The sequence below is a fragment of the Neobacillus sp. NRS-1170 genome (assembly GCF_050468025.1).
Window position 1 is genome coordinate 1 of record NZ_JBITPF010000023.1, and the last position, 25,749, is coordinate 25,749.

The following is a 25,749-nucleotide window of genomic DNA, read 5'->3' on the forward strand; positions in this document are numbered from 1 at the left end:
GTCCTGAGCCACCATTTATTATCAAATGTTTATATGTGGAGGGGTAGCGAAGTGGCTAAACGCGGCGGACTGTAAATCCGCTCCCTCAGGGTTCGGCGGTTCGAATCCGTCCCCCTCCACCATTTTAGGGGTATAGTTTAAAGGTAGAACGAAGGTCTCCAAAACCTTTGGTGTGGGTTCGATTCCTACTACCCCTGCCATTATATTGTGGCGATTGTGGCGAAGTGGTTAACGCATCGGATTGTGGTTCCGACATTCGTGGGTTCGATTCCCATCAGTCGCCCCATAATATTTTAAATAAATTATTGTTTAGTTATTAATGACATTGGGCTATAGCCAAGCGGTAAGGCATCGCACTTTGACTGCGACATGCGTTGGTTCAAATCCAGCTAGCCCAGCCATTTTGCGGAAGTAGTTCAGTGGTAGAACACCACCTTGCCAAGGTGGGGGTCGCGGGTTCGAATCCCGTCTTCCGCTCCAAATTTTTATGGCGGCATAGCCAAGTGGTAAGGCAGAGGTCTGCAAAACCTTTACCACCGGTTCGAATCCGGTTGCCGCCTCCATAAAACTTACGTTGAGTATGGATACGAACAGGTTATTTTATTTCGCCGGGGTGGCGGAACTGGCAGACGCACAGGACTTAAAATCCTGCGGTAGGTGACTACCGTACCGGTTCGATTCCGGTCCTCGGCATTATCTTCAAAAAAATATTGTCACGCCGGTGTGGCGGAATTGGCAGACGCGCACGACTCAAAATCGTGTTCCTCTGGAGTGTCGGTTCGACCCCGACCACCGGTATCACAAAAACGTTTCTCATTTTGAATGAGAAACGTTTTTATTTTATTCTAAAGTTATGTAAATAATCAATATTAACTATCCTAAATTCATTAATTATAAGAGCAGATCATAATGGCCCGTCAGACCCGAAAAAAAGCTGTCACGGTCAATAAGAGAGCTTCATAATGCCAGTCAACCCCAAAAAATAGTCGTGATGGTCAATAAGAGCGGAGCTGCATGCTATACTCAAAATTGGTTGACAATTTTTAAGGACTCATCTATATTCATGTTAAGTTAACAAAAGTGACGGAGTTACGAGACTCACACAATGTCCTATTTTAGGAGTAATTGGGTGAGTCTTTTTTTATTAAAATAACCTGCATATAGGAGTGGTTTGAATGAGCCAACAACAATCATCTTTCACCTTTCAAACAGAAGATGGCGTTGAAATATTTGCTAAAAAATGGGCCTCAGAAAATGAAATTAGACCAAAAGCCATTGTTCAAATTGCTCACGGAATGGCAGAACATATTGAGCGGTATGATGCTTTTGCAAAAGAGTTAATTTCCCACAATTTCATTGTCTATGGCAATGATCATCGAGGGCATGGCGAAACTGCGAAGTTAAATAATAGCAGCGGTTATTTTGCTGACAAACAGGGTTTTAAAAAAGTGGTGGAAGATATGCATGAGCTAACAACAATAATCGAAAAAGAGTTTCCTGATATCCCAATCATATTATTTGGGCATAGTATGGGATCATTTTTATCAAGAAGATATATTCAATTGTACGGTAATCAACTAGCTGGTGTGATTTTATGCGGTACTGGCGGAGACCCTGGAATCATGGGGAAAATCGGAAAGTGGATAGCATCAAGAGAAATAAAACGTAAAGGTGCCCAGACGCCAAGCCCGCTGCTAAATAACTTGACCTTTGGAAGTTACAATAAAAGTTTTAAACCAGCTCGTACTGAATTTGATTGGTTAAGCAGAGAAGAAAGGGAAGTAGATAAATATATTGAAGATCCAATGTGTGGGGGGATTTTCTCTGCAGGATTTTTTTATGATTTATTAGGAGGAATAGCAATCATTAACAAACCTGAAAATCTAAGGATGATTCCCGTCAATCTGCCTATATTTCTAATTTCGGGCGCCAAGGATCCAGTTGGAAATGACTCAAAAGGAGTTTTGAAAACCTATAAAGTCTATAAACAAGTCGGAATTATAGAAGTAAGCTATAAGCTATATGAAGATGCACGCCATGAATTGTTAAATGAAACAAATAGGGAAGAAGTTCAAGAAGATATTATTAGATGGATAAACGTGCACATTTAAATATAGGCTATAAATAAGTCTCATTGCACGATAACACTCATTGAAGAAAGTTGGTACTAGAGGATATTTGAATATATTTTCAAGATTAAAAATATATTGACTTTAGTATTTCAAATAGTTAATATAATATTTAGAAATTGAAGACACCTACTTTTAAACTTTCAGAAAATAAAGCTTAACAAAGAAAAAAGCATTGACTTTCGACTATACCATAAATACAATGATATCAAGAGTAACACATACAATTTAAAAACTGAATATTTAAATAGAGGAGCGTTAAAAGGGTAGTCCTTTAAAGGATGAAGGTTTTTATCGCCGATAGTTTGATTCCAGGGTGAAGATTTTATCGCCGCTGGTTGGAATCAAGCTAGGGGAATGGGAGCAGGATCCCATTCACTGTCATATGTTATGTATGGAGAGCTATTTATTTCGTCTAGGTTTTGCCTAGATTAGAAATATAGCCTCCTTTTTTTGTGGAGTTGTTGGTTCCTTAATCAATTTATTAGGTAGTCTTCCTATCTTCAATTTCATCCTAAGATCCCAGATGCAAGAAAGCAATTAGATATATGATTTTGAAGGGAGCGATACAGAACATGCAAACATTAGATACAGTAATCGTGACAGGCTATGCCAAAGCTCCTCAGGGAACTTCCATGTATGAAATGTTTAAGCACGCAGGAATCGTACTAGAAGTGGACCCAAAAGAGCATAAGATTGTGGGAGCAGAATTCACATTCGTAACAGAATTGACAAAAAAACATTTTCAAAAACTGCTGATAGGCTATTGCCTCGAGAGCGGAATTGAGTACTTGATTGAACGAATTCAAAAATTTTATTTTGCTCCATCCCAGCAAGCGATCATTGTAGCCCTTCAGGCTGCAGTTCAACGTTACTGGGATAATGTGAAGCAAAAGAATACATAACGTTTGGTTATAATAAAGTGGGGAGACGACCTCTCTCCATGGTCTTATTAAAACCGGGCAGGTATAGACACTTTATAAGGAATGTTTTCTTTTTAGATGACAGTCTTTATGGGGGATCTATGTCTTGTCCGGTTTTTTTCTATATCCGAACTGTTAATCCATAAAAATTAATAGAGGGGATGGAAAAAGGGGATGAGAAAGTTAATTTCATGTGAAGAAGCTGTAAAAAAGATTAAAAGCAGCTCAAGAATTATGGTAGGTGGATTTGGGCTAGTAGGATGTCCGCTTAGTTTAGTAGATGCTTTGGTAGATTCAGAAATAAAAGATTTAGAGATTATTAGTAATAACCTTGGAGAGCCAGGCAAAGGTCTAGGCGTTTTAGTACGTCAAAAACGAGTAAAAAAAGCAATAGGTTCTTATTTTACCTCCAACCCTGAGGTAGTCAAAGCTTTTCAAGATAAAGAATTGGAAGTCGAGCTTGTTCCACAGGGAACAATGTCAGAAGCCATTCGGGCAGGTGGTGCCGGATTGGGTGGTTTTTATACGCCAGTAAGTGTCGGAACGAAAATCGCAGAAAACAAAGAAGAGCGCATCCTTAATGGTAAAAAATATGTGTTTCAGGAACCGATTAAAGCCGATTTTGCCTTAATAAAAGCAAAAAAAGCAGATACATTAGGGAACCTCATCTATAACAAATCGGCCAGAAACTTCAATCCAATGATGGCAACAGCTGCAGATATCGTCATTGCAGAAGTAGATGAAATTGTTGAGACAGGTCAAATTTCTCCTGAAGAAATCGTGACCCCTCATTTATACGTTGATTTTATCGTCTTGTCGGGAGGAAACTAGTATGAATGTGAAACATTTTATTGCTGAAAGAGCGGCAAAGGAACTAAAGGATGGGGATATTGTTAATTTAGGTATTGGGATTCCTACGCTCGTAGCTGATCATATTCCAGAAAATATCCAAGTTTTTCTACATTCAGAGAATGGCATTCTTGGAGTAGGTCCGACTCCAGAACAGGAGCATGTTGAAAAAGATCTAGTTAATGCTGGTAAACTTCCTGTCACGGTGGTAGAAGGATCGTCCTTTTTTGATAGCGCTTCCTCCTTTGCCATGATTCGTGGAGGCCATGTGACTGTCTCAATTCTTGGTGTGCTCCAAATCGATGAAAAGGGTCGAATTGCCAACTGGGCTGTACCAGGAAAAAGCGTTCTTGGTGTAGGTGGTGCGATGGATTTATTGGAAGGATCAAAAAAAGTGATCGTGACAACCATGCACACGACGGATAAAGGAGAGTCAAAAATCGTTAAGGAATCAACCTATCCAATTACATCAGAACGTGCAGTGGATTTAATTATTACGGATTTAGCAGTTTTCTCAGTAAAGCACGATGGGCTGCATCTGATTGAGCTGGCGCCCGGAATTTCTCTCAAGGAAGTACAAGAAAAAACTGAGGCCCCTTTTCATATTGCTGACTCAATTATTAATGGCACCGAGGTGACAGTGTAATGGTTGTAATCGTCAACGCATTTAGAACCGCCATAGGAAAGTTCGGCGGTTCACTGGCCGACACGCTCCCAGAAGAGCTCGTATGTACGATTATGAAAAATAATCTTTCTGCCTCCGGTTACAGAGCAAATATCGTCGATGAAATAATAGTTGGCCAAACAAAGCAAAGCGCCCATGCTCCAAATATTGCCCGCGTTGCATCTTTAAAGGCACGTTTCCCAGAAACAATTCCCGCTTATACAGTCCATCGCCAGTGCGGTTCGGGTATGCAGGCGGTCATGAACGGAGCAATGTCCATTTTATCGGGGCAGGCGGAGGTTGTTTTGGCAGGAGGCGTAGAGAGCATGTCTCAGGCTCCACATTATATGGTGGGAACAAGATTTGGTCTTAAGATGGGTAATGTGATGCTTTACGACTCGAATACAGAGAGTCAACCCAAATCGCAGCCTGAGGAAGTTTATGGCCATTTTACGATGGGGCAAACCGCCGAATGGCTTGCAAAAAAATATAATATTAGTCGGGAAGAGCAAGATGAATTTGCTTTTAAGAGCCAGCAGAAAGCGAAGCGTGCTATTGAACTAGGTCTATTTGAAGAAGAAATCATTCCTATTCCAGTTAAAGAGGGGAAAAGGGGGACAAGGCACTTTGCAATCGATGAGCATCCTAGATTGACGAACATCGAAAAGTTAGCAACCCTAAATCCTGTCTTTGACAAAGATGGAACCGTAACAGCGGGAAACTCCTCCGGCAGAAATGATGGTGCCTCGATGCTGCTGTTGATGTCAGAGGAAAAAGCGAAACAGCTTGGAGTCATTCCCCTGGCAAGGATTCGTTCCTTTGCCGCAACAGGTGTATCACCAAAGGAAATGGGCATCGGTCCAGTACCTGCCTCTGAAATCGCCCTTAAAAAAGCAGGTCTCCGTTTAGAAGATATCGATTTAATTGAATTGAATGAAGCGTTTGCAGCCCAAAGTCTTGCCTGCTTAAAGGAATGGGGGATTAAGGGAGATAACGTGAATGTAAACGGAGGTGCAATTGCCTTGGGTCATCCGCTCGGATGCTCCGGTGCAAGGATTGTCACGACAATATGTCATGAGCTTGAAAAACAAAAACGTCAATATGGTCTGGCGACAATTTGTGTAGCAGGGGGATTAGGAATGGCAATGGTGGTGGAAAGATGGGCAGAGTAAAACAAGATTTTGTATTTCACCGTGATTTTAAAAAGGAATACCCCATCATTACCCACGGTGAAGGAGTTTATCTCTTTGATGATACTGGAAAAAAATTTTTGGACGCTTGTTCTGGAGCAGTTGCTGCTAACCTGGGACATGGGATTGCTTCAATAGGTGACGCCATGGCAGAGCAAGCAAAAAAAGCAGCGTTTGTACATACGATGCGTTTTGAAACGAAGGCTTTACATGAATTGGCTGAAAAAATTGGAATAATGGCTCCTGGTTATTTAAACAAGGTTTATTTTACCACCGGAGGATCTGAGGCAAATGAAAGTGCCATGAAACTGGCGAGGCAATATCACAGAGATGCAGGCAGACCGCAAAAGCACATTGTCATTGGTCGTTGGCAATCGTACCACGGTAACACGATTGGTTCATTATCAGCGGGCGGTGACGTAAAAAGAAGGCACGCATACACTCCAAATCTTTTAAACTATGCACATGTTTACTCTCCGTACTGCCATCGATGTCCATACGGACGAGAACAAGATGATTGTCTCACAAAACAAAACTGGACATGTGTAGCGGATATTGAAAGAACGATTTTAGAGCTTGGCCCTGAGAACGTGTCGGCATTTATCGCCGAAGCTATAGTAGGGAGCCAGCAAGGAGCTGTGCCGCCACCGCCTGGTTATTTTGAGAAAATCCGTGAGCTTTGTGACCGATACCAAATAATCTTAATCCTCGATGAAGTGATGACAGGCTTTGGTCGGACCGGAACCCATTTCGCGACAGAACAGCTTGGAATCGAGCCTGATATTATCACATTTGGAAAAGGGGTTTCCGCGGGTTATGCTCCACTTGCTGGCATGATTGTTCATGAGCGGTTAATTGATGGGCTGATTCAAAATAGCGACGGGAAATTTATTCACGGCTATACCTATAGCGGTCATCCTGTTGCAGTTGCAGCCGGCCTTGCAGCCTTAGAAGTCTATGAAAGTGATAATGTATTGGAAAATGTGAACGAGCAAGGGAATTATCTTGTCGGGCTCCTTTTGGAATTGAAGCAAAAGCATACTTGTATATCCGACGTAAGGGGCCGAGGACTTTTAATTGGAATCGAGCTTGTGAAGGACCGTGAGCAGGATCTTTTATTTAAACCATCTGAGAAAGCAGCTGAAACAATCAATAGTATTGCGATGGAACTAGGTGCGGTTTTTTATCCGGGGACAGGTTCAATTGATAGCATAAATGGGGAGCATCTCATTATTAGCCCCCCACTAAATGTTAAGAAAACAGATATAGATGAAATTGTGAGAATACTAGACGAATCATTATCGATATTCAAAAGCCAATTACGAAAGGATGAGACAGTTGAAATTGCAAAGTAAAACGAATGAAATTCAAGAAAAAGCACGTAAACATTTATCTCCGGTTATGACTAGAGTGACAGAGCTTGTTATCGATAAGGCACATGGAGCTAAATTTTGGACAACAGATGGGGAAGAATATATCGATTTCGTTTCAGGTGTTGCTGTTAATGCAGTCGGGCATACCAACAGGAAAATGGTTGATGCGATTAAAAAGCAAGCAGACAACTTAATCCATCTTGGCTTGAACTATGGGTATTATGAAACGGCTGCAAATCTGGCAGAAAAGCTTGCTCAAATTACTCCTGGAAACCTTGATACCATCTTTTTCTCTAATTCTGGTGCGGAAGCAATTGATGGAGCGCTAAAATTAGCAAAAGCTGCTACAGGCAGACCTGCAATTATTGCTTTTGAAGGATCGTTTCATGGCCGCACTTTAGGGGCAACAGCCATTACGGCATCAAGCTCTAAATACCGCCGTTATTATGAACCGATTTTAGGGGAAGTGTACCATATCCCTTATCCTTACCCAAGCCAGCTGAAAAACATTAATAAAGAAGAAACAGAAGAGTATTGCTTGAACCAGCTGCAAAAATTATTCGATTTACGCGTCGATCCTTCCCGCGTTGCTACGATTATTATTGAACCGGTAATGGGTGAGGGGGGCTATTATCCAGCACCGCCAAGCTTTTTACAGGAGTTAAGAAGGATTACGGAAGAGCATGGAATTCTGCTGATTTTTGACGAAGTACAGACCGGCTTTGGCCGTACAGGTAAAATGTTCGCAGCAGAGCATGCAAAAGTTACCCCTGATATTTTAGTCTTGGCAAAAGCCCTTTCCGGTGGAATGCCTTTGGGTGCGATAGTAGCAAATCGTGAGCTCCATGAAAAATGGCCAACAGCTGGACATGGTTCAACATTTGGAGGAAATCCGATTTCTTGTGCTGCAGCACTGGCAAACATTGAGGTCATTGAAGAAGAAAAGTTAGTGGAAAGGAGCGCAGATTTAGGGGCAGAGATTGTAGAAAGGCTCCAAAAATCAATCGGTCATTTACCTGGTATTGTTGAAGTCCGCGGTTTGGGTATGATGATTGGCATTGAATTTGATCAGCAGTCTGCAGCAACATTAGTACCTCAAATTAAAGCGAAAGCATTAGAAAATGGATTGCTCATCATGAACTGCGGTGTAAGCGGTCAAACCATCAGGTTAATGCTTCCGCTTAACATTCAGGAAGATGTGCTCGACAAAGGATTGATCATTTTAGAGGAGGCTGTGTCAGAAACCATCTTAGGAAGCTAAAATATCATTTCTCTAAGCAGTAATTCAGAAAAGGAGGTCACGATTATGTCAAATCAAATCAAAACTGAGATCCTTAAGGGAGATCTTTATATAAATGGGAAATGGGTAAATGAACCAGACCAATCCTACTTTGAAAGTTTAAATCCCGCTACCGGGGAGCTTGTCGGTGTTTGTGCAGCAGCTTCTCCTGCTCAGGTTGACACGGCAGTAGCAGCGGCAGAAAAAGCCTATTCAAGCTGGAAGAACACTCCTATTCCGGAAAGGGCATCTTATCTGACAAAAGCAGCCCAATTGTTTGAATTACGGAGAGAAGAACTGGCTCGTGTTATGACTATGGAAATGGGCAAAGTTCTAACCGAGTCATTAGGAGAAGTTGGAGTGGTCAGTGCGACCGCTCAATATATGGCAGGGGAAGGCCGTCGTCTTTTTGGAGAAACGGTTCCTGCCGGGTTCTCGGGGCGGAATGTGAGAATGGTTCGTGAGCCGCTTGGAGTTGCAGCATGCATTACTCCTTGGAATTTTCCTGTTGCACTTGCTTCCTATAAAATATTTTCTGCTTTGATTGCTGGCAATACGGTTGTTTGGAAACCAGCATCAGAGGTGGCATTGTCGGCAAAGATTTTTGTTGAAATATTAGCTGAAACCGGCTTGCCTGAAGGGGTAGTGAACTTGATTACCGGTTCAGGAAGTAAGGTTGGACGAAAACTTGCAGAGCATCAGGCTGTCAAAGTTATTTCGTTTACCGGCTCAACGGAAGTTGGACAGCAGCTGGCTGAAATGAGCTGCAAAACGTTAAAACGAATTTCCTTGGAACTAGGAGGAAAAAATGCAGTTATCGTCTTGAAGGATGCGGACCTTGACAAAGCGGCAGATGGAATTGTCAAATCAGCATTTACAACAACTGGTCAGCGCTGTACAGCAGCAAGCCGGGTAATTGTTGAGCGTCCGGTTAAAGAGCAGCTGGTCAAAAAAATTGTACAATTAACAAAATCTATGAAAATAGGAAATGGGCTTGAAGAAGGCAGCCAGATTGGGCCTCTTGTAAATGAAGATCAGCTTCATACAGTTGAGAGGTATGTACAAAAAGCAATTGAAGAAGGCGGAAATATTGTATCAGGCGGACAGCGCGTGAATGAATTAGGTTCCTTTTACTATGAGCCAACGATTATTGAAAACGTCCGGCCGAATGACTCCATCGCCCAGGAGGAAATATTTGGGCCTGTCCTTGCCATCATTGAAGTAGATTCATATGAGGAAGCAATGGAGGTAAATAACGGCACGATTTATGGATTGTCTACTTCCATCTATACCAATAGTCTTCATTATGCGAATCGGGGGGCATCGGAAGCGGTAAGCGGACTTGTCTATATTAATAATGGAACCTCTAATGCTGAAATGGGGGTTGCATTTGGAGGCATGAAAATGTCTGGTAACGGACACCGTGAAGTCTCCCATCATGCATTCGATGTCATGACAGAGTGGAAGTCTATTTATACAAATTATTAATAAACGATACAAGTCTTTATAAAGGTGGGAGATTATGAGAAAACATCGTATTGGCATTGCCTTCTTCTACCATGAATCCCATAGTTTCAGTCCAATGAAAACCGAAATGGAACAGTTTCGAAATGAAGGTTATTTTATAGGGGATGAAATTTATGATGCCTATAGTGGAACGAAGACTGAAGTTGGCGGGTTTCTGGATGTTTTGAGGCAGGTAGAGAATGTTGAAACCGTGCCGCTGCTTTGTTCGGCCGCGGTTCCATCAGGTGTTGTAACGACAGAAGCTTACTCCTTTATTGAAAAGCAAATGCTGGAGTCGCTCATGAATGCAGGAAGGCTGGATGGATTATTGCTGGCACTCCATGGAGCGATGGTTGTGGAGCACCTGTTTGATCCGGAAGAGCATTTACTGGGAAAAATCCGCGGCATTCTTGGATCTGATGTTCCAATCGCTACAACTCTTGATATGCACGCCAATTTGAGCGAAAAGATGATTGAATATACTCCGCTTCATTTTGGATTTAAAACATATCCGCATGTTGATATGTATGAACAAGGCCTTCAGGCAGCAAAAGCTTTATTAAAACAATTAAAGAATGGCGTTACATACTACGCTGCGTTTGAAAAATTGCCGATGATGCCCCCCTCTATCAATATGAGAACAGCAGAGGGGCCAATGTACAAAATGATTGAATGGGCAAAACAAGTGGAAGATGAAGAAGAAGTATACAATGTATCCATCTTTGGAGGGTTCCCTTATTCGGATATTCCCATGGCAGGAGCTAGTGTACTGGTTGTTGCGCTCAATCCACAAAAAGGTAAAGAAGCAGCTCAAAAACTAGCTTCCTTGTTTTGGAGTGTAAGAGAAGAGTTCATCATGGATCTTCCCAATGTAAAACAAGGGCTGGATATGGCGCTGTCGATTGAAGATAACAAACCGATAGTGTTGGCTGACATCTCGGATAATCCTTTAAGCTGCGGAAGCGGAGATACAACCGAACTGCTTAGGGAAGTGGTGAACCTGAACCTCGCTGAAACACTGTTTGGAGGACTTTATGATCCGGAATCGATTGAAGCATGTCGGAAGTCAGGAGTCGGAAATAAGGTAACGTTGTTACTTGGCGGCAAGGTATCTCCTGAATTCGGAGAACCTGTCCAAGTTGAAGCAACAATCATTGCCTTATCAGACGGTGTATTTTATAATTCAGGGCCGTTTAATCAGAATCTTAAGGTCGATTTAAAGGGTGCGGCACACATTCGCGTTGGTAAGATGGATATCCTCCTCATTGGAAGGCCGATGTCAGCGAATGATCCGGAAATGTTCCGTCATATTGGTCTTGAGCCCTCAACAAAGAGAATTCTCTGTCTTAAGGCTAAAAATCATTTCCGGGCTGCATTTGAGACGATTGTAGGACACATCATTTATGTGGATGCACCAGGTGTTGCTTCCAACCGTTTAACAACATTTACGTATCATCACATCCCAAGGCCAATCTGGCCATTGGATGATATCCAATATAAGGTGGAACTAAGGAGGAAAGAAACATGGAAACATTAAAAAAATCCTATTATGTCGAAGTTCCGACTTCCCTAAACCCGGAACAGTTACACATAATGATGGACCTCGAGAAAGATGCATTTCCGGGAATGGGAGCAGTTGATGAACAAACCCTGATTCCTTTAGTTAGATACGGGAAACTAATTCAATACCGACAACAAGATGATGCAAGGCCGATCGCCATTTGCGAGATGATGAGAGATTACAATGATATTCATAAAGCCTACATATTCGGCTTTTATGTTCGTTCCGACCAGCAGGGGAAAGGAATTGGAAAGTTATTCTTAGAGGAAATTTATCCTATTTTAAAGCAGGATGGTTTTCACAAAGTTTGCTTAACAGTCAGCACACAAAATAAGGCAGCTGTTAAATTATATGAAAAAATGGGATTTGCCATTAAAGGAACGAGATTCGATGAGTTTGGCGAAGGGGAAAACCGCTATTATATGGAGTACATCCTTTCTTAAATAGTTAGAATCAAGGGAGAAATTTTTCTAAAAAATTGGTTATTAAAAAAACGAATTCCAGGAGGGGAAAAGAATGAGAAACACTTTATTTAAACCAAAAAGACATTGGAAAGAAATCGAGCTTTGGAAAGATGTAACTGACGAGCAATGGAATGACTGGGTATGGCAATTGACAAACACCATTAAAACTCTTGAAGACTTAAAGAAAGTGATCAATTTAACACCACTAGAAGAAGAAGGAGTTAAAATTGCTACCAAAACCATTCCATTAAACATTACGCCATATTATGCATCGCTGATGGACCAAGATGATCCAAGATGTCCGATTCGTATGCAGTCTGTTCCTATCTCTCAGGAATTGTATAAAACAAGATATGACTTGGAGGATCCGCTCCATGAAGATGAGGATTCACCGGTACCTGGGCTAACGCATCGTTATCCGGACCGTGTATTGTTCCTGGTCACGAACCAGTGCTCGATGTACTGCCGTTACTGCACAAGAAGACGTTTCTCAGGTCAAATTGGAATGGGTGTACCTAAGAAACAGTTAGACAATGCCATTAATTATATTGCTTCCACTCCGCAAATCCGTGATGTGCTAATTTCTGGAGGAGACGGACTCCTTATCAATGACAATATTTTAGAGTATATTTTAAAGAATTTACGTGAAATTCCACATGTGGAAATTATTCGAATTGGTACAAGAGCACCGGTTGTATTCCCACAGCGTATTACTGAAAATCTTTGCAATATCTTGAAAAAGTATCATCCAGTATGGCTGAATACGCATTTCAATACATCGATGGAAATTACGGAAGATTCGAAGCGAGCATGTGAAATGCTTTCAAATGCGGGTGTACCACTAGGCAACCAAGCAGTTATTCTTGCAGGCATTAACGACAGCGTTCCAATCATGAAACAGCTTATGCATGACCTCGTTAAAATTCGCGTGCGTCCATATTACATTTACCAGTGTGACTTATCAGAAGGGATCGGCCATTTCCGTGCACCAATCAGCAAAGGATTGGAAATCATGGAAGGGCTTCGAGGTCACACCTCGGGTTATGCCGTTCCAACCTTCATTGTTGATGCTCCTGGAGGAGGTGGCAAAATTCCATTGCAGCCGAACTATATCATTTCTCAAAGTTCCAATAAAGTAGTTTTGCGTAACTTTGAAGGTGTCATTACATCTTATCCAGAACCTGAAAATTACCATCCAGGAAGTGCAGAGGATTATTACAAAAAGATTTATCCTGAAGTATTTGAAAATTTTGAAAGCAATGGTGTACTGTCCATTATTGATGATACGAAATTTAACCTAATTCCAGAAGGTTTAAAACGATTGGACCGCCGCAAAACGTATAAGGATAATCCAGAACATAGCTCTTTAAAGGATAAACGAGAGAAACGTGATGAATTGAAAGAGAAAAAATTCCATGCCCAAATGAGCAAGTATGAGACTGTGGGAGCAAGGGAGGAATAATGTTGAATTGTCAATGGTGCGGATCTGACACAGCAGTTGAAACGGGCAACACAGTGTATTGGGAATTACCGGACGGTACGAAAACAATTGAAATTCAGGACACACCAGCCTTCCATTGCTCAGAATGTGGTATTACCTACCAAACTGATGAAATGGTACAGAAAATTGAAGATCAGCTATTTTTAATCGATACTTCAAAGCTTGAAAAAAGTTTGGCATTTGACACACTTATGGCTGCTCCACGCTTATTAAAGCGAAACTACTTTGATTTTTCTAAATAAGTAATCCATCTTATGGCTGATAGTAAAAAAATCAATAATATCGGATAATTTATCTCCCTCTTTCTAAGGGGGGGATAAATTATCCATTGCCATTTCGTTAATATCCTAATTGTGAAGGTGGAAAAAGGATGGAAGCCATTAAAATCGAAGAAAAAAGTCAGAATAATCAGGAAACAAATGATGGAATTAAACGCAATTTAAAGGCACGTCACATGACAATGATTGCGATTGGGGGATCAATTGGTACGGGGCTGTTTTTAGCGACTGGTGCGTCCATTCAAACAGCTGGACCCGGTGGTGCCATGATAGCTTATGGCGCGATTGGAATCATGGTCTATTTTTTGATGACAAGCCTCGGTGAAATGGCTACCTTTATACCGGTTTCCGGATCATTTGCCACATATGCCAGCCGTTTTGTTGACCCAGCATTAGGCTTTGCACTCGGATGGAATTATTGGTTTAACTGGGCTGTTACCCTGGCAGTTGAAATCGTTGCCTCAGCTATCATTATGAAATTCTGGCTTCCGGATGTGCCAAGCATCGTTTGGAGTGCCCTGTTTTTAGGACTAATCTTTTTATTGAATGCTTTGTCGGTTAAAAGTTACGGAGAATCAGAGTATTGGTTCGCATTAATAAAAGTTATTACTATCATTGTTTTTATTGGCGTAGGTGTGCTCACCATCTTCGGGATTTTCGGAGGTGAGTATATCGGGTTTAAAAACTTTACATTGGGAGATGCTCCGGTAAGCGGAGGCTTTATGTCTGTGTTAAGTATATTTTTCATCGCTGGTTTTTCCTTTCAAGGGACTGAACTTGTAGGGATTGCAGCAGGTGAAAGTGAAAATCCAAAGATAAACATACCGAAAGCAATCCGGCAAGTATTTTGGCGAATTCTTCTATTTTATATTGGGGCGATTGCAGTCATTGGGCTAGTAATCCCATATACTAGTCCTGAACTGTTAGGCGGGGACGTTGACAAAATTGCCGTAAGCCCATTTACCCTCGTTTTTGAAAAAGCGGGTATTGCCTTTACAGCCTCTGTCATGAACGCGGTTATTTTAACTTCTGTTTTGTCATGCGGAACGTCGGGCCTATATGCCTCAACTCGAATGCTATGGTCTATGGCAAAGGACGGACAGGCACCGAAATTTTTACAACAAGTAAACCAGCGCGGAATTCCGATGAATGCGCTAGTTATGACAACGATTATTGGAGGACTTGCTTTTTTAACGTCCATTTTCGGAGATCAAGTATATACTTGGCTATTAAATGCATCAGGTTTAACCGGATTTATTGCCTGGGTAGGGATTGCGTTGAGCCACTACCGTTTTAGAAAAGCCTACATTGCCCAGGGAAGAGACCTGAATGAACTTAAATACAAGGCGAAATGGTTCCCTCTTGGCCCCATTCTTGCATTAGCAATGTGCATTATTATCATTCTTGGCCAAAATTATCAAGCTTTTATGACAGGTAACATTGATTGGTATGGAGCAGCCGTATCATATATTGGTTTGCCCATTTTTTTGGTGATTTGGATTGGTTATAAATTCATCCATAAAACAAAGGTTGTTCCACTAAATGAATGTTCTTTTGAAGACCATCAACAAAATTAGTCATTTATTCAGCCTTCAATTAATAAAATGATAATTAATTGAAGGCTTTTTAATTTCTTGGAGAAAATTCGACAAAAAGTGCAATAATTACTTGACGTCCATAAAAAAACTGTGTATTATGAAAAAGTCGAATTAGTTCACTAACTTGACATTATTAAATTATATGCGGGTGTAGTTTAGTGGTAAAACCTCAGCCTTCCAAGCTGATGTTGTGAGTTCGATTCTCATCACCCGCTCCATACATATTAACTAACGCAGTGTATCGTTACAAAGGAGAACGATGCGTTGCGTTTTTTCATTTTCGCAATAAAACAGCCTTATTGGCTCCCCAAAATCCGGTAAGAACCTTCCCCGCCATGTACCTGAATAAACATATTCATTAAAGATTCAGTCAGCTTATTAGCATTTTCCCAATCCGTTGATGGTCTCAAATAAACAATTTGCAGTGCATTCATGGTATCTAACGTGACGGGTGTTCTGGCAGAATCAACGAACGGACTGCCAAACGGTCCTTTTTTGTCAGAGGCAACAATAAGGCGCTCTAAAGAGTTAGAACGGCCATTTAAACCAATGTACTCTTCTCCCTCTGCACCTAGCCGAATCTCCACATGCCCTTCTAAACGATTTAGGTCATAAATACCGATGGGGACTTGATATTGCAACGAGAAAAAATTATTAATATCAATCGCACTTTGAACAGACGAAAGATAATTTTGCTTTTGAACCCTCCTGTAAAGCGCCTCAGCGGAATGCCGGTACCGATTAGGGTCCTTGCCAATCCTTTTAAAAATCGCACGCCATTCCTGGATTCCAGAGAGATCCGTAACATTTTTATCCTCTAAATCAAAATATATAGACTCCTGGAACATCTGAAGTCTTCCTTTAAGCATTTGCGGCGAATCCCCAACGGTAATACCTTTGTATTCAATGACTCCTAATTTAAAATGAGGAATCTCTTTAAAAAGGTCCGATGAAACTTGAATTTCCAACAATCACACCTCCAAAATTCATTGAAAATAGTTTATCATAAATAGATGTGCTATAAACAATTAAACAACCTAGGGGAATAGATCATTCACGAGGAAGGGAGGTAGCTAAAGTGAACGTAAAAAAAATAAAAGAAGAACTTATTGCCTACAGCAAAGAAATTGGAATCGATAAAATCGGATTCACCAGTGCCGACCCTTTCACAGAACTAAAAAACAGACTAATAACACAACAAGAACTTAGATACCAATCCGGTTTTGAAGAGCTAGATATTGAGAAACGAGTGAACCCGGCACTACTCTTGCAAGAACCAAAATCAATCATTTCGATAGCTCTTGCCTATCCTTCCAAAATGAACGAACGGGTTGAAAGTAAAAAGGGAGAAAGAAGAGGTATTTTCAGCCGAGCCTCCTGGGGGCTCGACTATCATCATATTCTAAGAGACAGGCTCAAAAAGCTGGAAGAGTTTATTTTAACAAAGGTGCCAGATGCCCGCTTAAAATCAATGGTCGATACAGGAGAGCTTTCAGATCGTGCAGCTGCAGAAAGAGCTGGAATTGGCTGGAGCGGAAAAAACTGTGCCATCATTACTCCCGAATTTGGCTCATATGTATATTTAGGTGAAATGATTACGAGTATTCCTTTTGTGCCGGATACACCAATAGAAGACCAATGCGGAACATGCACAAAGTGTTTGGAGGCCTGTCCAACCGGTGCATTAGTTCAAGGCGGTCAAATTAATGCCCAGCGTTGTATTTCATTTTTAACTCAAACAAAAGAACTCATTCCGGATGAATTTCGAGAAAAAATCGGGAATCGTATATATGGCTGTGATTCCTGCCAAACTGCTTGCCCGCATAATAAAGGGAAGAACTTTCATTTTCATGACGAAATGGAACCTGATCCTGAAGTCGCCAAACCATTACTAAGACCGATTCTAAAATTAAGCAACCGAGAATTTAAAAAGCAATTTGGTTCATTGGCAGGATCTTGGCGTGGGAAGAAGCCGATTCAGCGAAATGCCATTATCGCACTTGCTCATTTTAAAGATGAATCTGCGGTTCCCGATTTAGTAGACATATTAGAAAATGAAGTAAGTCCTATAGCAAAGGGTACGGCTGCTTGGGCACTAGGTAAAATTGGCGGAGAAAATGCATTTGCGGCATTAAAAAAGGCTGAAGGACAAGAAACAGATCAAGAAGTCCAACGTGAAATTAAAAAAGGCTTAAACTTTTATATCTAATTCTAGGAGCGAACCAAAACGGTTCCGCTCTTTTTTTTCAATTTCTTTCATAAGTATGAAGGGAAAGGAGGGAATAAAATGCGTGAAGTTCTTCAAGAACTATTTGAAAAAAGAGTTCAACAATTTGTAGAGAATCACAGAAATTCCAAGGATAATTTTTCAAAAGCAGATAGGAAACTTGAGTCCTTAGCAAAAAGATCAGCAGAAATCGTCAAGGTGAAAGCAGCTGGGAAGATCCTTGAAAATACATGTGAAGATGATTTTCAAACGATAAAATACAATGCTCATTATCAATATTTAATTAAACAAAAAGGCAATCTTTATTTGGAAGAAGAAGTCGAAGAAAGAGTAGCCAAATTTTATAAAGAAACATTAATAATGGATGGGGAAATCAAGCCCTTAGAGAATGGCTCCCAGCCTGTGGGGAATTTCGAGCCTTTCATGGCGGATACCTTCGATCGCTTAAGCTATCAATATAATCGGTTAAAAGCGATTCAGTATGCGGAACGCTGGTGGAACAGCTATAATCCAGCCTATAAAAAGTTTGAAAATGATTGTACGAACTTTATCTCCCAATGTCTTCATGTTGCTGGGGCACCAATGAGAGGATATCCGAATCGCGGAACAGGATGGTGGATGCAAAATCATAACTGGAGTTATAGCTGGGCAATTGCCAACTCCCTTCGCTTATATTTATCTAAATCTACTGCTGGATTAAGGGCAAAAGAGGTAAGCAGCCCCGAACAATTATTATTAGGTGATGTGATTTGCTATGATTTTGAAGGGGACGGATGGTTCAACCATAATACCATTGTCACGGCTAAGGACGCGAACGGAATGCCTTTAGTAAATGCCCACACCTACAATAGCCGAATGAGATACTGGGCGTATGAAGATTCTTCCGCATATACTCCAAATATTAAGTATAGGTTTTACCATATTCTTGATTAAAGGCACTTATCTTGAAAGCAAATGTCATAGTGGTATAATTCAGATAGAGTTTTTTATCTGAGGTGAAATTCGTGTCCATAAATGTAGTACTATACCAACCACAAATTCCTTCAAATACAGGGAATATAGCGAGAACCTGTGCAGGTACCGATACCGCTTTACATTTAATTCGCCCGCTTGGCTTTTCAACCGATGACAAGATGTTAAAAAGAGCAGGATTAGATTATTGGGAACATGTAAATATCACATATTACGATTCATTAGAGGATTTTTACGAAAAAAATGCGGGCGGGGAATTCTTTTACTTAACAAAATTTGGGCAAAAACCGCATAGCAGCTTTGATTATAGTAATCCAGACAAGGACTATTATTTTATATTTGGCCGTGAAACAACAGGTCTTCCAAAAGACGTTATTGAAACAAATAAAGAGGTTTCGTTACGGATTCCAATGAATGATAATATTCGTTCTTTGAATCTCTCCAATACAGCGGCGATTCTTATTTATGAAGCACTTCGCCAGCAAAACTATGTTCATTTGAAATAATTGCAAGGAGGTCCTAGGGTTGGGCCTCTTTTTGCTAACAAGAAAGGATACAGGATATGAATGAAACGATAGCAACTATACTTAATCATCGCTCTATTCGACACTTTGAGGACAAACCTTTAACCGAAGAACAAATAAGAACGATTGTCAGTTCTGCTCAATCAGCATCAACCTCAAGCTTTATCCAGGCCTACTCAATTATTGGGGTTAAGGATAGAGAGAAAAAGAGGAGATTAGCCGAGCTTGCAGGAGGACAGGAATATGTTGAAAAAAATGGCCATTTCTTTGTTTTTTGTGCAGATCTCTTCCGCCATACGATTATTGGTGAAAAAGAGCAGAAAAACGTCAATTTATCGATTGAAAGCACGGAAAAATTTATGGTTGCTCTCATCGATGCAGCATTAGCAGCACAAAATGCGGCTATTGCTGCGGAGTCTTTGGGACTTGGTATTTGTTACATAGGAGGTATTCGCAACCAACTCGAGGAAGTTCAAAAGGTTTTAAAAACACCAGAAAGAGTAATCCCTTTATTTGGATTAGCGGTTGGCTATCCAGTAAAACAAAATGACCGTAAACCAAGGCTGCCGTTTGATCATATTTACCATGAAGACGAATATCAACAAAATACGGAAATGTATAACCGGCAGCTGGAGGAATATGATGAGTTGATATCTAACTATTATATTCAAAGAACGGAAGGAAAGAGAAACGACCGTTGGACCGAGCAGATGGGAAAAATGCTTGAAAAGCAAAATAGAATGTACATGAAGGAATTTATCCAAAAAAATAAATTAGATTTAACATGAAGGCTGTGGTTATTTTTTATCTTGAAACTATGTTGATTGGAGCGGAAGGCGCGAGACTCCTGCGGGAGGACGGGGCAGGGGAGACCCCGGAGGCGCTAAGCGCCGAGGAGGCTCCCCGGACCGCCCGCGGAAAGCGAAGCGCTTGGAGCGGAAATCAACATGCCAATTAACGAAGCTAATATGAAAAAGGGCTGCTAAAAAATAGCAGCCCTTTTGTATGGAAGAATTATTTTGTTCCTGGTTTGTCATTATACCCTGAAGTAAAGATTGCTGCTAAAAACGTGATAAAAACTAAAATGACGATGAAAGTATTCATGTTATGTAATGCCCCCTCATTAAACAATTTTTCAATTTAGACACATATATATCATTATTATAGCCTAACTTTAAAAAATGAAAAGTGAAATATTCCTTTTATTAAAACAAAAAAGATAGACAGTATCTCTTATTGGTTACGCATGTTCAATAGACAACGTGCATAGAGTATATTAATCGTCTCTGATTAAGCTTTCGGGGGAGGGCCTTATGGATATTCTAAAAAAAATCGAGATGTATCGAGAAGAAGAGGAAAAACTGCGTTGGGAAGGATCATTCGCTGATTATCTATTGTTGTTAAAGGAAAAGCCATGGGTAGCACAATCTGCACATTCTCGAGTTTATAATATGATTAAGGATGCAGGAATTGAAGAGGAAAAAGGGACGAAGAAGTACAATTTTTTTAGCAATCAATTATTCGGTTTAGAGGAAGCACTGGAGCGTCTAGTTGAAGAATATTTCCACCCAGCAGCTAAAAGGCTAGACGTAAGAAAACGTATTTTGTTATTAATGGGGCCGGTGAGCGGCGGTAAATCTACGCTAGTAACGATGCTTAAAAGAGGTTTAGAGAGCTATTCTCACACTGCTAGAGGGTCTGTGTTCGCCATTAAGGGCTGTCCAATGCATGAAGATCCGCTTCATTTAATCCCACATCATTTACGGGCAGATTTTTATGAAGAGTATGGAATTCGAATTGAAGGAAATCTTTCGCCGCTAAATATGATGCGGCTTGAACAGGATTATGGCGGCAGAATTGAAGACGTGTTAGTCGAACGTATCTTTTTCTCAGAGGATAAACGAACAGGAATAGGTACCTTTAGTCCATCGGATCCAAAATCACAAGATATTGCAGATTTAACAGGCAGTATTGATTTTTCAACGATTGCAGAATTTGGTTCTGAATCAGATCCACGTGCTTACCGTTTTGATGGTGAGCTTAATAAAGCAAACCGTGGGATGATGGAATTCCAGGAGATGCTAAAATGTGACGAGAAATTCCTTTGGCATTTACTCTCGTTAACTCAAGAAGGAAATTTCAAAGCAGGACGGTTTGCGCTCATTAGCGCGGATGAGCTAATCGTTGCGCATACAAACGAAACAGAATATCGTTCCTTTATTTCTAATAAGAAGAATGAGGCATTACACTCCAGGATTATTGTCATGCCGATTCCTTATAATTTAAAGGTTTCACAAGAAGAAAGAATTTATGAAAAGATGATTAGAGAAAGCGATGTTTCTGATGTCCATATTGCACCTCATACCTTAAGAGTGGCTGCCATGTTTACCATTCTTACTCGTTTGAAGGATCCTAAAAAAGGTGACATTGATTTAGTGAAGAAAATGCGCCTCTACGACGGGGAAAATGTAGAAGGATTTAATACTGCTGATGTGGAAGAACTTAAGAAAGAGTATCCAGATGAAGGCATGAGCGGTATCGACCCCCGTTATGTCATTAACCGGATTTCATCGACTATCATTAGAAAAGAAGTACCTTCCATTAATGCCTTAGATGTATTAAGATCATTAAAAGATGGGCTGGATCAACATCCATCTATTACACCTGAGCTGCGCGAACGTTATATGAATTATATCTCGATTGCTCGAAAAGAGTATGATAATATTGCCAAAAATGAAGTTCAAAAGGCCTTTGTTTACTCCTATGAAGAATCGGCCAAGACATTAATGGATAATTATCTGGATAATGTTGAAGCTTACTGCAATAAAGCGAAACTGCGTGATCCTTTAACAGGGGAAGAAATTAATCCTGATGAAAAATTAATGCGTTCGATTGAAGAACAAATTGGAATCTCTGAAAATGCGAAAAAGGCGTTTAGAGAAGAAATATTGATAAGAATTTCAGCCTTTGCAAGAAAAGGCAAGCGGTTTGATTATAATTCGCATGATAGACTTCGTGAAGCCATTCAAAAGAAATTATTTGCGGATCTAAAGGATGTTGTTAAGATAACTACGTCTTCAAAAACACCAGATGAGCAGCAGCTAAAGAAGATTAATGATGTAGTAGCACGTTTAATTGATGAACATGGCTATAATTCGACTTCAGCGAATGAATTGCTGCGCTATGTCGGAAGTTTATTAAATCGATAAAAGCCAAGGGACTGGTAGAAGCAATCTGCCAGTCTGTTTTTTTCCCATGTAAAAAAAATCTTGTCCAAATTAGTAGGCAATAACCCAATTGTCAAAATTATTTGTAAATTATTCGCGGTTTCTGCATAGGATAAAGTAATCCATATTTTATCTATTTTTTCATTCGGGTTATTGTATGTGTGTGATTAAAAAGTGTGCATTTTGAAAGTGAATAATTTAATAAGGAGGGGTTTACATTGTCAGATAATAACCATCAATTTGTCATTTCAAGAGAAGATTGGTCCCTCCACCGTAAAGGCCACGATGACCAGCAGCGGCATCAGGAAAAAGTCCAGGAGGCAATTCGCAACAATCTTCCAGACTTAATTACAGAAGAAAGCATAATTATGTCTAATGGTCGAGATGTGGTAAAAATCCCAATTCGTTCATTGGACGAATATAAAATTCGTTATAATTATGACAAAAACAAACACGTGGGCCAAGGTGAAGGTGACAGTCAAGTCGGTGATGTAGTAGCACGTGACGGTTCCAGCGGGCAAAAAGCTCCAGGCAAAGGGCAGGGAGCAGGAGATCAGGCAGGCGAAGATTATTTTGAAGCCGAAGTGTCATTAATGGAGCTTGAGGAGGCTTTATTTAAACAATTGGAGCTTCCAAATCTGAAAAAGAAAGAAGAGCAGGAGCATCTTGTTGAAAACATCGAATTCAATGATATCCGCAAAACAGGACTTATGGGGAACATTGATAAGAAACGGACAATGATGTCTGCTTTTAAGCGGAATGCCATGAGTGGGAACCCGGCATTCCACCCGATTTACAAGGATGATTTAAAATTTAAAACCTGGAATGAAGTAGTTAAACCAGATTCTAAGGCTGTTGTTATCGCGATGATGGATACGAGTGGATCTATGGGGATTTGGGAGAAATACATGGCGCGCAGCTTTTTCTTCTGGATGACAAGATTTTTACGAACAAAGTATGAAACGGTAGAGATAGAGTTTATTGCTCATCATACTGAGGCAAAAGTAGTTTCTGAAGAAGACTTCTTCTCTAAAGGAGAAAGCGGTGGAACGATTTGTTCATCCGCATACCGCAAAGCCCTGGAGATCATTGACGCTAAATATAATCCACGAAAATTCAACATTTACCCATTCCACTTTTCAGACGGTGATAATCTCACATCGGATAACGCCCGTTGTGTGAAGTTGGTTGAAGAATTGATGAAGGTATCCAACATGTTTGGTTACGGGGAAGTAAATCAATACAATCGCCATTCGACCTTAATGTCCGCTTACAAAAACATCAAGGATGAGCATTTCCGCTACTATATCCTAAAACAAAAAGCAGATGTATTCCATGCGATGAAAAGCTTCTTTCAAAAAGAAGAATCAAAACAATATGCGTAACAAAAAATCGACAGGTGCCAGGTACCTGTCGATTTTTGCTGCTATTCAATTGAGAGGATTCCGTCCTGGCCTTGGGCTGAGTGTCCTTGTTTCTTTACGTTTAATTTTGTTAAGTTTGTGAAGATAACTGGAGTTACAACTGATGGAACTGATTTCTTAAGGAAATCTAAATCAAATTTCTGGATTTCCTGACCTTTCGTAACTTTTTGTCCTTCTTCAACAAGTATAGTAAAGCCTTCACCTTTTAAATTGACGGTATCCAAGCCAATATGAATAAGGATTTCATATCCTTGATTAGATTTAATTCCAATGGCATGCTTCGTAGGGAAAACATTCATAATTTCACCGTCAACTGGTGAAACAACCGTACCTTTTGATGGAACAATTCCAAAACCGTCACCCATCATTTTTTGTGAGAATACTTGGTCTGGCACTTCAGTAATCGGGATAATTTCTCCTTCGATTGGCATAACAAAATCTTTATCAGAAAGTGGTGAAAGACCATCTGATTCAACCGGCTCGGCTGTTTCATAAGCCAAATCCGGATTCATTTCAGTTGTATTAATTCTTTTCATTGCATCTGCAACGAATTCTACTTCCGTACCAACAACGATCTGTAAATTGGTTTTATTTAATTTCATAATACCTTTTGCACCGTGAGTTTTTAAAGCAGAATCCTTTACTTGATCCATATCTTTAATATTTAAGCGAAGTCGTGTTGTACAATTATCAATCGCTGTAATATTCTCCCGGCCGCCAATGTCATTAATAAAATGATAAGCCATTGTTTCATATTTGTTGGCGCCAACAGCCGTTTCAGGAGTTACGCTTTCCAAGCTTTCCTCATCATCTTCCCGTCCAGGAGTTTTAATATTAAAGGCTTTAATTAAACTATAGAAAATAACGAAATAAATAACAGCGTAAACGAGTCCTACTACTAATAGTAATAATGGTTTTTCAGCAATATTAAAGTTTAAGGCATAATCAATTGCACCTGCTGAAAAGGTAAAACCATCCCGGATTCCGAGCATCGAAGTGATGACGAAAGATAATCCTGTTAAAACAGCATGCACTCCATATAATAATGGGGCAATAAACATGAAGGAAAATTCAATAGGTTCTGTAATCCCTGTTAGGAATGAGGTCAATGCCACCCCAATAAACATCCCTAAAGTAGCTTTTCTTTTTTCTGGTTTGGCTGCAGCTACCATAGCAAGTCCAGCTGCAGGAAGTCCAAACATCATAACCGGGAAGAAGCCAGTCATATAGCCGCCAGCATTTGGATCACCCGCAAAGAATCGAGCAATGTCTCCGGTTTTACCGGCATATTCCCCAAATTGGAACCAGAACAAGCTGTTTAATACATGGTGCAAGCCTAAAGGAATCAGCAGACGGTTTAAAAATCCGAAAATACCTGAACCGATTGCGCCTAAACCGATAATCCAGTTGCCGAGTCCATTGATGGCATCCTGGATAGGCGGCCAAATAAACCCACAAAGTCCAGCTAAAATAACCATTGCGATAGAGGTAATTATCGGAACAAAACGGCGGCCGCTGAAGAAGCCTAACCACTCCGGAAGTTTAATATCACGGTAACGATTGTATAATAATCCCGCAATAATTCCGGCTAAAATCCCACCAAGAACTCCCATATTAATATTTTTATCGATTGCTTTCGTTCCTTCTGTTAAAACCAAATAGCCGATTGCACCTGATAAAGCAGCGGCACCATTGTTATCTTTTGAAAAACCTATTGCCACACCAATTGCGAAAATTAAGGCTAAGTTAGCAAAGATTGCATTTCCGGCGTTAGCGATAAATGGAATATTTAATAAATCTGGCTGTCCAAAACGGAGCAGCAGCCCAGCAGCAGGCAAAACAGCAATCGGAAGCATTAATGCTTTACCAATTCGTTGTAAAAAGCCTAACATAATTATTCACTCCTTTTATTTGTTAATCCTTGTGTAAGCGTTTTTCCACGAGTTCACTATACCACTTGATAATTATAGATGTCTATACCAATTTTTAGATTTTTAAATTCCCATTTTATAGAATTAAGTCAATATGCATAAATAATGGATATAATAGTGGAATAATTA

21 protein-coding genes, 9 tRNA genes and 1 riboswitch are annotated in these 25,749 nt (G+C 40.3%); of the genes, 28 read left to right on the forward strand and 2 right to left on the reverse strand.

The window, feature by feature from the left end:
- Nucleotides 1-37 precede the first annotated feature (37 nt).
- The 22 genes from ACIFOT_RS09455 (at nucleotide 38) to ACIFOT_RS09560 (ending at nucleotide 15,533) form a co-directional block, all read left to right on the forward strand.
- Nucleotides 38-122: transfer RNA gene (locus ACIFOT_RS09455), tRNA-Tyr, on the forward strand.
- Between the two features lie 4 nt (nucleotides 123-126).
- Nucleotides 127-200: transfer RNA gene (locus ACIFOT_RS09460), tRNA-Trp, on the forward strand.
- Between the two features lie 10 nt (nucleotides 201-210).
- Nucleotides 211-286, forward strand: a tRNA-His gene (locus tag ACIFOT_RS09465).
- Between the two features lie 40 nt (nucleotides 287-326).
- Nucleotides 327-401: transfer RNA gene (locus ACIFOT_RS09470), tRNA-Gln, on the forward strand.
- Between the two features lie 4 nt (nucleotides 402-405).
- Nucleotides 406-480 (forward strand) — tRNA-Gly (locus tag ACIFOT_RS09475).
- Nucleotides 481-489: 9 nt separating this feature from the next.
- Nucleotides 490-563, forward strand: a tRNA-Cys gene (locus ACIFOT_RS09480).
- A gap of 44 nt (nucleotides 564-607) precedes the next feature.
- Nucleotides 608-693: transfer RNA gene (locus ACIFOT_RS09485), tRNA-Leu, on the forward strand.
- A 24-nt stretch (nucleotides 694-717) separates the two neighbouring features.
- Nucleotides 718-798: transfer RNA gene (locus tag ACIFOT_RS09490), tRNA-Leu, on the forward strand.
- 377 nt (nucleotides 799-1,175) lie between these two features.
- Complete coding sequence (locus ACIFOT_RS09495) at nucleotides 1,176-2,111, forward strand: lysophospholipase (protein WP_430064098.1); 936 nt, start codon at nucleotides 1,176-1,178, stop codon at nucleotides 2,109-2,111.
- A 258-nt stretch (nucleotides 2,112-2,369) separates the two neighbouring features.
- Nucleotides 2,370-2,542: riboswitch (Lysine riboswitch) on the forward strand.
- Nucleotides 2,543-2,704: 162 nt separating this feature from the next.
- On the forward strand, nucleotides 2,705-3,034 hold the full coding sequence (locus ACIFOT_RS09500; protein ID WP_223593123.1) for a DUF3870 domain-containing protein: 330 nt from the start codon (nucleotides 2,705-2,707) through the stop codon (nucleotides 3,032-3,034).
- Nucleotides 3,035-3,226: 192 nt separating this feature from the next.
- Nucleotides 3,227-3,883 (forward strand): CoA transferase subunit A, encoded by a 657-nt coding sequence (locus tag ACIFOT_RS09505; RefSeq protein WP_430064100.1) that lies wholly within the window; start codon nucleotides 3,227-3,229, stop codon nucleotides 3,881-3,883.
- Between the two features lies 1 nt (nucleotide 3,884).
- Nucleotides 3,885-4,547, forward strand: a complete 663-nt coding sequence (locus tag ACIFOT_RS09510; protein ID WP_430064102.1) for a 3-oxoacid CoA-transferase subunit B — start codon at nucleotides 3,885-3,887, stop codon at nucleotides 4,545-4,547.
- On the forward strand, nucleotides 4,547-5,737 hold the full coding sequence (locus tag ACIFOT_RS09515; protein ID WP_430064103.1) for a thiolase family protein: 1,191 nt from the start codon (nucleotides 4,547-4,549) through the stop codon (nucleotides 5,735-5,737). The genes ACIFOT_RS09510 and ACIFOT_RS09515 overlap by 1 nt, the downstream gene beginning before the upstream one ends.
- Nucleotides 5,725-7,110 (forward strand): aspartate aminotransferase family protein, encoded by a 1,386-nt coding sequence (locus ACIFOT_RS09520; protein ID WP_430064105.1) that lies wholly within the window; start codon nucleotides 5,725-5,727, stop codon nucleotides 7,108-7,110. The genes ACIFOT_RS09515 and ACIFOT_RS09520 overlap by 13 nt, the downstream gene beginning before the upstream one ends.
- Entirely contained in the window at nucleotides 7,094-8,389 is a 1,296-nt protein-coding gene (locus ACIFOT_RS09525) for an aspartate aminotransferase family protein (protein WP_430064107.1), read from the forward strand. The genes ACIFOT_RS09520 and ACIFOT_RS09525 overlap by 17 nt, the downstream gene beginning before the upstream one ends.
- Before the next feature lie 45 nt (nucleotides 8,390-8,434).
- The gene (locus tag ACIFOT_RS09530) at nucleotides 8,435-9,895 is read left to right on the forward strand and encodes an aldehyde dehydrogenase family protein (RefSeq protein ID WP_430064108.1); all 1,461 of its coding nucleotides are present in this window, start codon (nucleotides 8,435-8,437) and stop codon (nucleotides 9,893-9,895) included.
- A 34-nt stretch (nucleotides 9,896-9,929) separates the two neighbouring features.
- On the forward strand, nucleotides 9,930-11,450 hold the full coding sequence (locus ACIFOT_RS09535; RefSeq protein WP_430064110.1) for a M81 family metallopeptidase: 1,521 nt from the start codon (nucleotides 9,930-9,932) through the stop codon (nucleotides 11,448-11,450).
- Complete coding sequence (locus ACIFOT_RS09540; protein ID WP_430064111.1) at nucleotides 11,438-11,917, forward strand: N-acetyltransferase family protein; 480 nt, start codon at nucleotides 11,438-11,440, stop codon at nucleotides 11,915-11,917. Before ACIFOT_RS09535 ends, ACIFOT_RS09540 begins: the two co-directional genes overlap by 13 nt.
- A 73-nt stretch (nucleotides 11,918-11,990) precedes the next feature.
- On the forward strand, nucleotides 11,991-13,400 hold the full coding sequence (gene ablA / locus ACIFOT_RS09545; RefSeq protein WP_430064113.1) for a lysine 2,3-aminomutase: 1,410 nt from the start codon (nucleotides 11,991-11,993) through the stop codon (nucleotides 13,398-13,400).
- A gap of 2 nt (nucleotides 13,401-13,402) precedes the next feature.
- Nucleotides 13,403-13,681, forward strand: coding sequence for a YokU family protein (locus tag ACIFOT_RS09550; RefSeq protein WP_430064186.1), 279 nt, complete (start codon nucleotides 13,403-13,405; stop codon nucleotides 13,679-13,681).
- A 128-nt stretch (nucleotides 13,682-13,809) separates the two neighbouring features.
- Nucleotides 13,810-15,294: an amino acid permease gene (locus ACIFOT_RS09555; RefSeq protein WP_430064115.1), complete on the forward strand. Its 1,485-nt coding sequence runs from the start codon at nucleotides 13,810-13,812 to the stop codon at nucleotides 15,292-15,294.
- A 165-nt stretch (nucleotides 15,295-15,459) separates the two neighbouring features.
- Nucleotides 15,460-15,533, forward strand: a tRNA-Gly gene (locus ACIFOT_RS09560).
- A 78-nt stretch (nucleotides 15,534-15,611) separates the two neighbouring features.
- Here the strand turns inward: ACIFOT_RS09560 and ACIFOT_RS09565 are convergent.
- Nucleotides 15,612-16,283, reverse strand: a complete 672-nt coding sequence (locus ACIFOT_RS09565) for a B3/B4 domain-containing protein (protein WP_430064117.1) — start codon at nucleotides 16,281-16,283, stop codon at nucleotides 15,612-15,614.
- A 110-nt stretch (nucleotides 16,284-16,393) separates the two neighbouring features.
- Here ACIFOT_RS09565 and queG point away from each other — a divergent pair, with 110 nt between their 5' ends.
- From queG to yhbH, 6 genes are all read left to right on the forward strand, one after another.
- Nucleotides 16,394-17,524 carry a tRNA epoxyqueuosine(34) reductase QueG gene (gene queG, locus ACIFOT_RS09570; RefSeq protein ID WP_430064119.1) on the forward strand — a complete coding sequence of 377 codons (1,131 nt, stop codon included), beginning with the start codon at nucleotides 16,394-16,396 and terminating at the stop codon, nucleotides 17,522-17,524.
- Nucleotides 17,525-17,602: 78 nt separating this feature from the next.
- The gene (locus ACIFOT_RS09575; protein WP_430064121.1) at nucleotides 17,603-18,475 is read left to right on the forward strand and encodes an amidase domain-containing protein; all 873 of its coding nucleotides are present in this window, start codon (nucleotides 17,603-17,605) and stop codon (nucleotides 18,473-18,475) included.
- Between the two features lie 71 nt (nucleotides 18,476-18,546).
- Nucleotides 18,547-19,020: a tRNA (uridine(34)/cytosine(34)/5-carboxymethylaminomethyluridine(34)-2'-O)-methyltransferase TrmL gene (trmL, locus tag ACIFOT_RS09580; protein WP_430064123.1), complete on the forward strand. Its 474-nt coding sequence runs from the start codon at nucleotides 18,547-18,549 to the stop codon at nucleotides 19,018-19,020.
- Nucleotides 19,021-19,076: 56 nt separating this feature from the next.
- Complete coding sequence (gene nfsA / locus ACIFOT_RS09585; RefSeq protein ID WP_430064124.1) at nucleotides 19,077-19,826, forward strand: oxygen-insensitive NADPH nitroreductase; 750 nt, start codon at nucleotides 19,077-19,079, stop codon at nucleotides 19,824-19,826.
- A gap of 525 nt (nucleotides 19,827-20,351) precedes the next feature.
- Nucleotides 20,352-22,247: a PrkA family serine protein kinase gene (locus tag ACIFOT_RS09590; protein WP_430064126.1), complete on the forward strand. Its 1,896-nt coding sequence runs from the start codon at nucleotides 20,352-20,354 to the stop codon at nucleotides 22,245-22,247.
- Between the two features lie 236 nt (nucleotides 22,248-22,483).
- Nucleotides 22,484-23,650, forward strand: coding sequence for a sporulation protein YhbH (yhbH, locus tag ACIFOT_RS09595; protein ID WP_430064128.1), 1,167 nt, complete (start codon nucleotides 22,484-22,486; stop codon nucleotides 23,648-23,650).
- Between the two features lie 41 nt (nucleotides 23,651-23,691).
- Here yhbH and nagE read toward each other — a convergent pair whose 3' ends face one another.
- Nucleotides 23,692-25,581, reverse strand: a complete 1,890-nt coding sequence (nagE, locus tag ACIFOT_RS09600) for an N-acetylglucosamine-specific PTS transporter subunit IIBC (protein WP_430064129.1) — start codon at nucleotides 25,579-25,581, stop codon at nucleotides 23,692-23,694.
- Between the last annotated feature and the right edge of the window lie 168 nt (nucleotides 25,582-25,749).

What these genes read in the sequence shown, in the direction of transcription:
- ACIFOT_RS09505 (WP_430064100.1), top strand. Translation starts at nt 3,227, where the DNA reads ATGAGAAAGTTAATTTCATGTGAAGAAGCTGTAAAAAAGATTAAAAGC.
- ACIFOT_RS09530 (WP_430064108.1), top strand. Translation starts at nt 8,435, where the DNA reads ATGTCAAATCAAATCAAAACTGAGATCCTTAAGGGAGATCTTTATATA.
- ACIFOT_RS09575 (WP_430064121.1), top strand. Translation starts at nt 17,603, where the DNA reads ATGCGTGAAGTTCTTCAAGAACTATTTGAAAAAAGAGTTCAACAATTT.
- ACIFOT_RS09555 (WP_430064115.1), top strand. Translation starts at nt 13,810, where the DNA reads ATGGAAGCCATTAAAATCGAAGAAAAAAGTCAGAATAATCAGGAAACA.
- ACIFOT_RS09515 (WP_430064103.1), top strand. Translation starts at nt 4,547, where the DNA reads ATGGTTGTAATCGTCAACGCATTTAGAACCGCCATAGGAAAGTTCGGC.
- ACIFOT_RS09510 (WP_430064102.1), top strand. Translation starts at nt 3,885, where the DNA reads ATGAATGTGAAACATTTTATTGCTGAAAGAGCGGCAAAGGAACTAAAG.
- ACIFOT_RS09590 (WP_430064126.1), top strand. Translation starts at nt 20,352, where the DNA reads ATGGATATTCTAAAAAAAATCGAGATGTATCGAGAAGAAGAGGAAAAA.
- ACIFOT_RS09500 (WP_223593123.1), top strand. Translation starts at nt 2,705, where the DNA reads ATGCAAACATTAGATACAGTAATCGTGACAGGCTATGCCAAAGCTCCT.
- ACIFOT_RS09535 (WP_430064110.1), top strand. Translation starts at nt 9,930, where the DNA reads ATGAGAAAACATCGTATTGGCATTGCCTTCTTCTACCATGAATCCCAT.
- ablA (WP_430064113.1), top strand. Translation starts at nt 11,991, where the DNA reads ATGAGAAACACTTTATTTAAACCAAAAAGACATTGGAAAGAAATCGAG.
- ACIFOT_RS09520 (WP_430064105.1), top strand. Translation starts at nt 5,725, where the DNA reads ATGGGCAGAGTAAAACAAGATTTTGTATTTCACCGTGATTTTAAAAAG.
- nagE (WP_430064129.1), bottom strand. Translation starts at nt 25,581, where the DNA reads ATGTTAGGCTTTTTACAACGAATTGGTAAAGCATTAATGCTTCCGATT.
- ACIFOT_RS09495 (WP_430064098.1), top strand. Translation starts at nt 1,176, where the DNA reads ATGAGCCAACAACAATCATCTTTCACCTTTCAAACAGAAGATGGCGTT.
- nfsA (WP_430064124.1), top strand. Translation starts at nt 19,077, where the DNA reads ATGAATGAAACGATAGCAACTATACTTAATCATCGCTCTATTCGACAC.
- ACIFOT_RS09540 (WP_430064111.1), top strand. Translation starts at nt 11,438, where the DNA reads ATGGAAACATTAAAAAAATCCTATTATGTCGAAGTTCCGACTTCCCTA.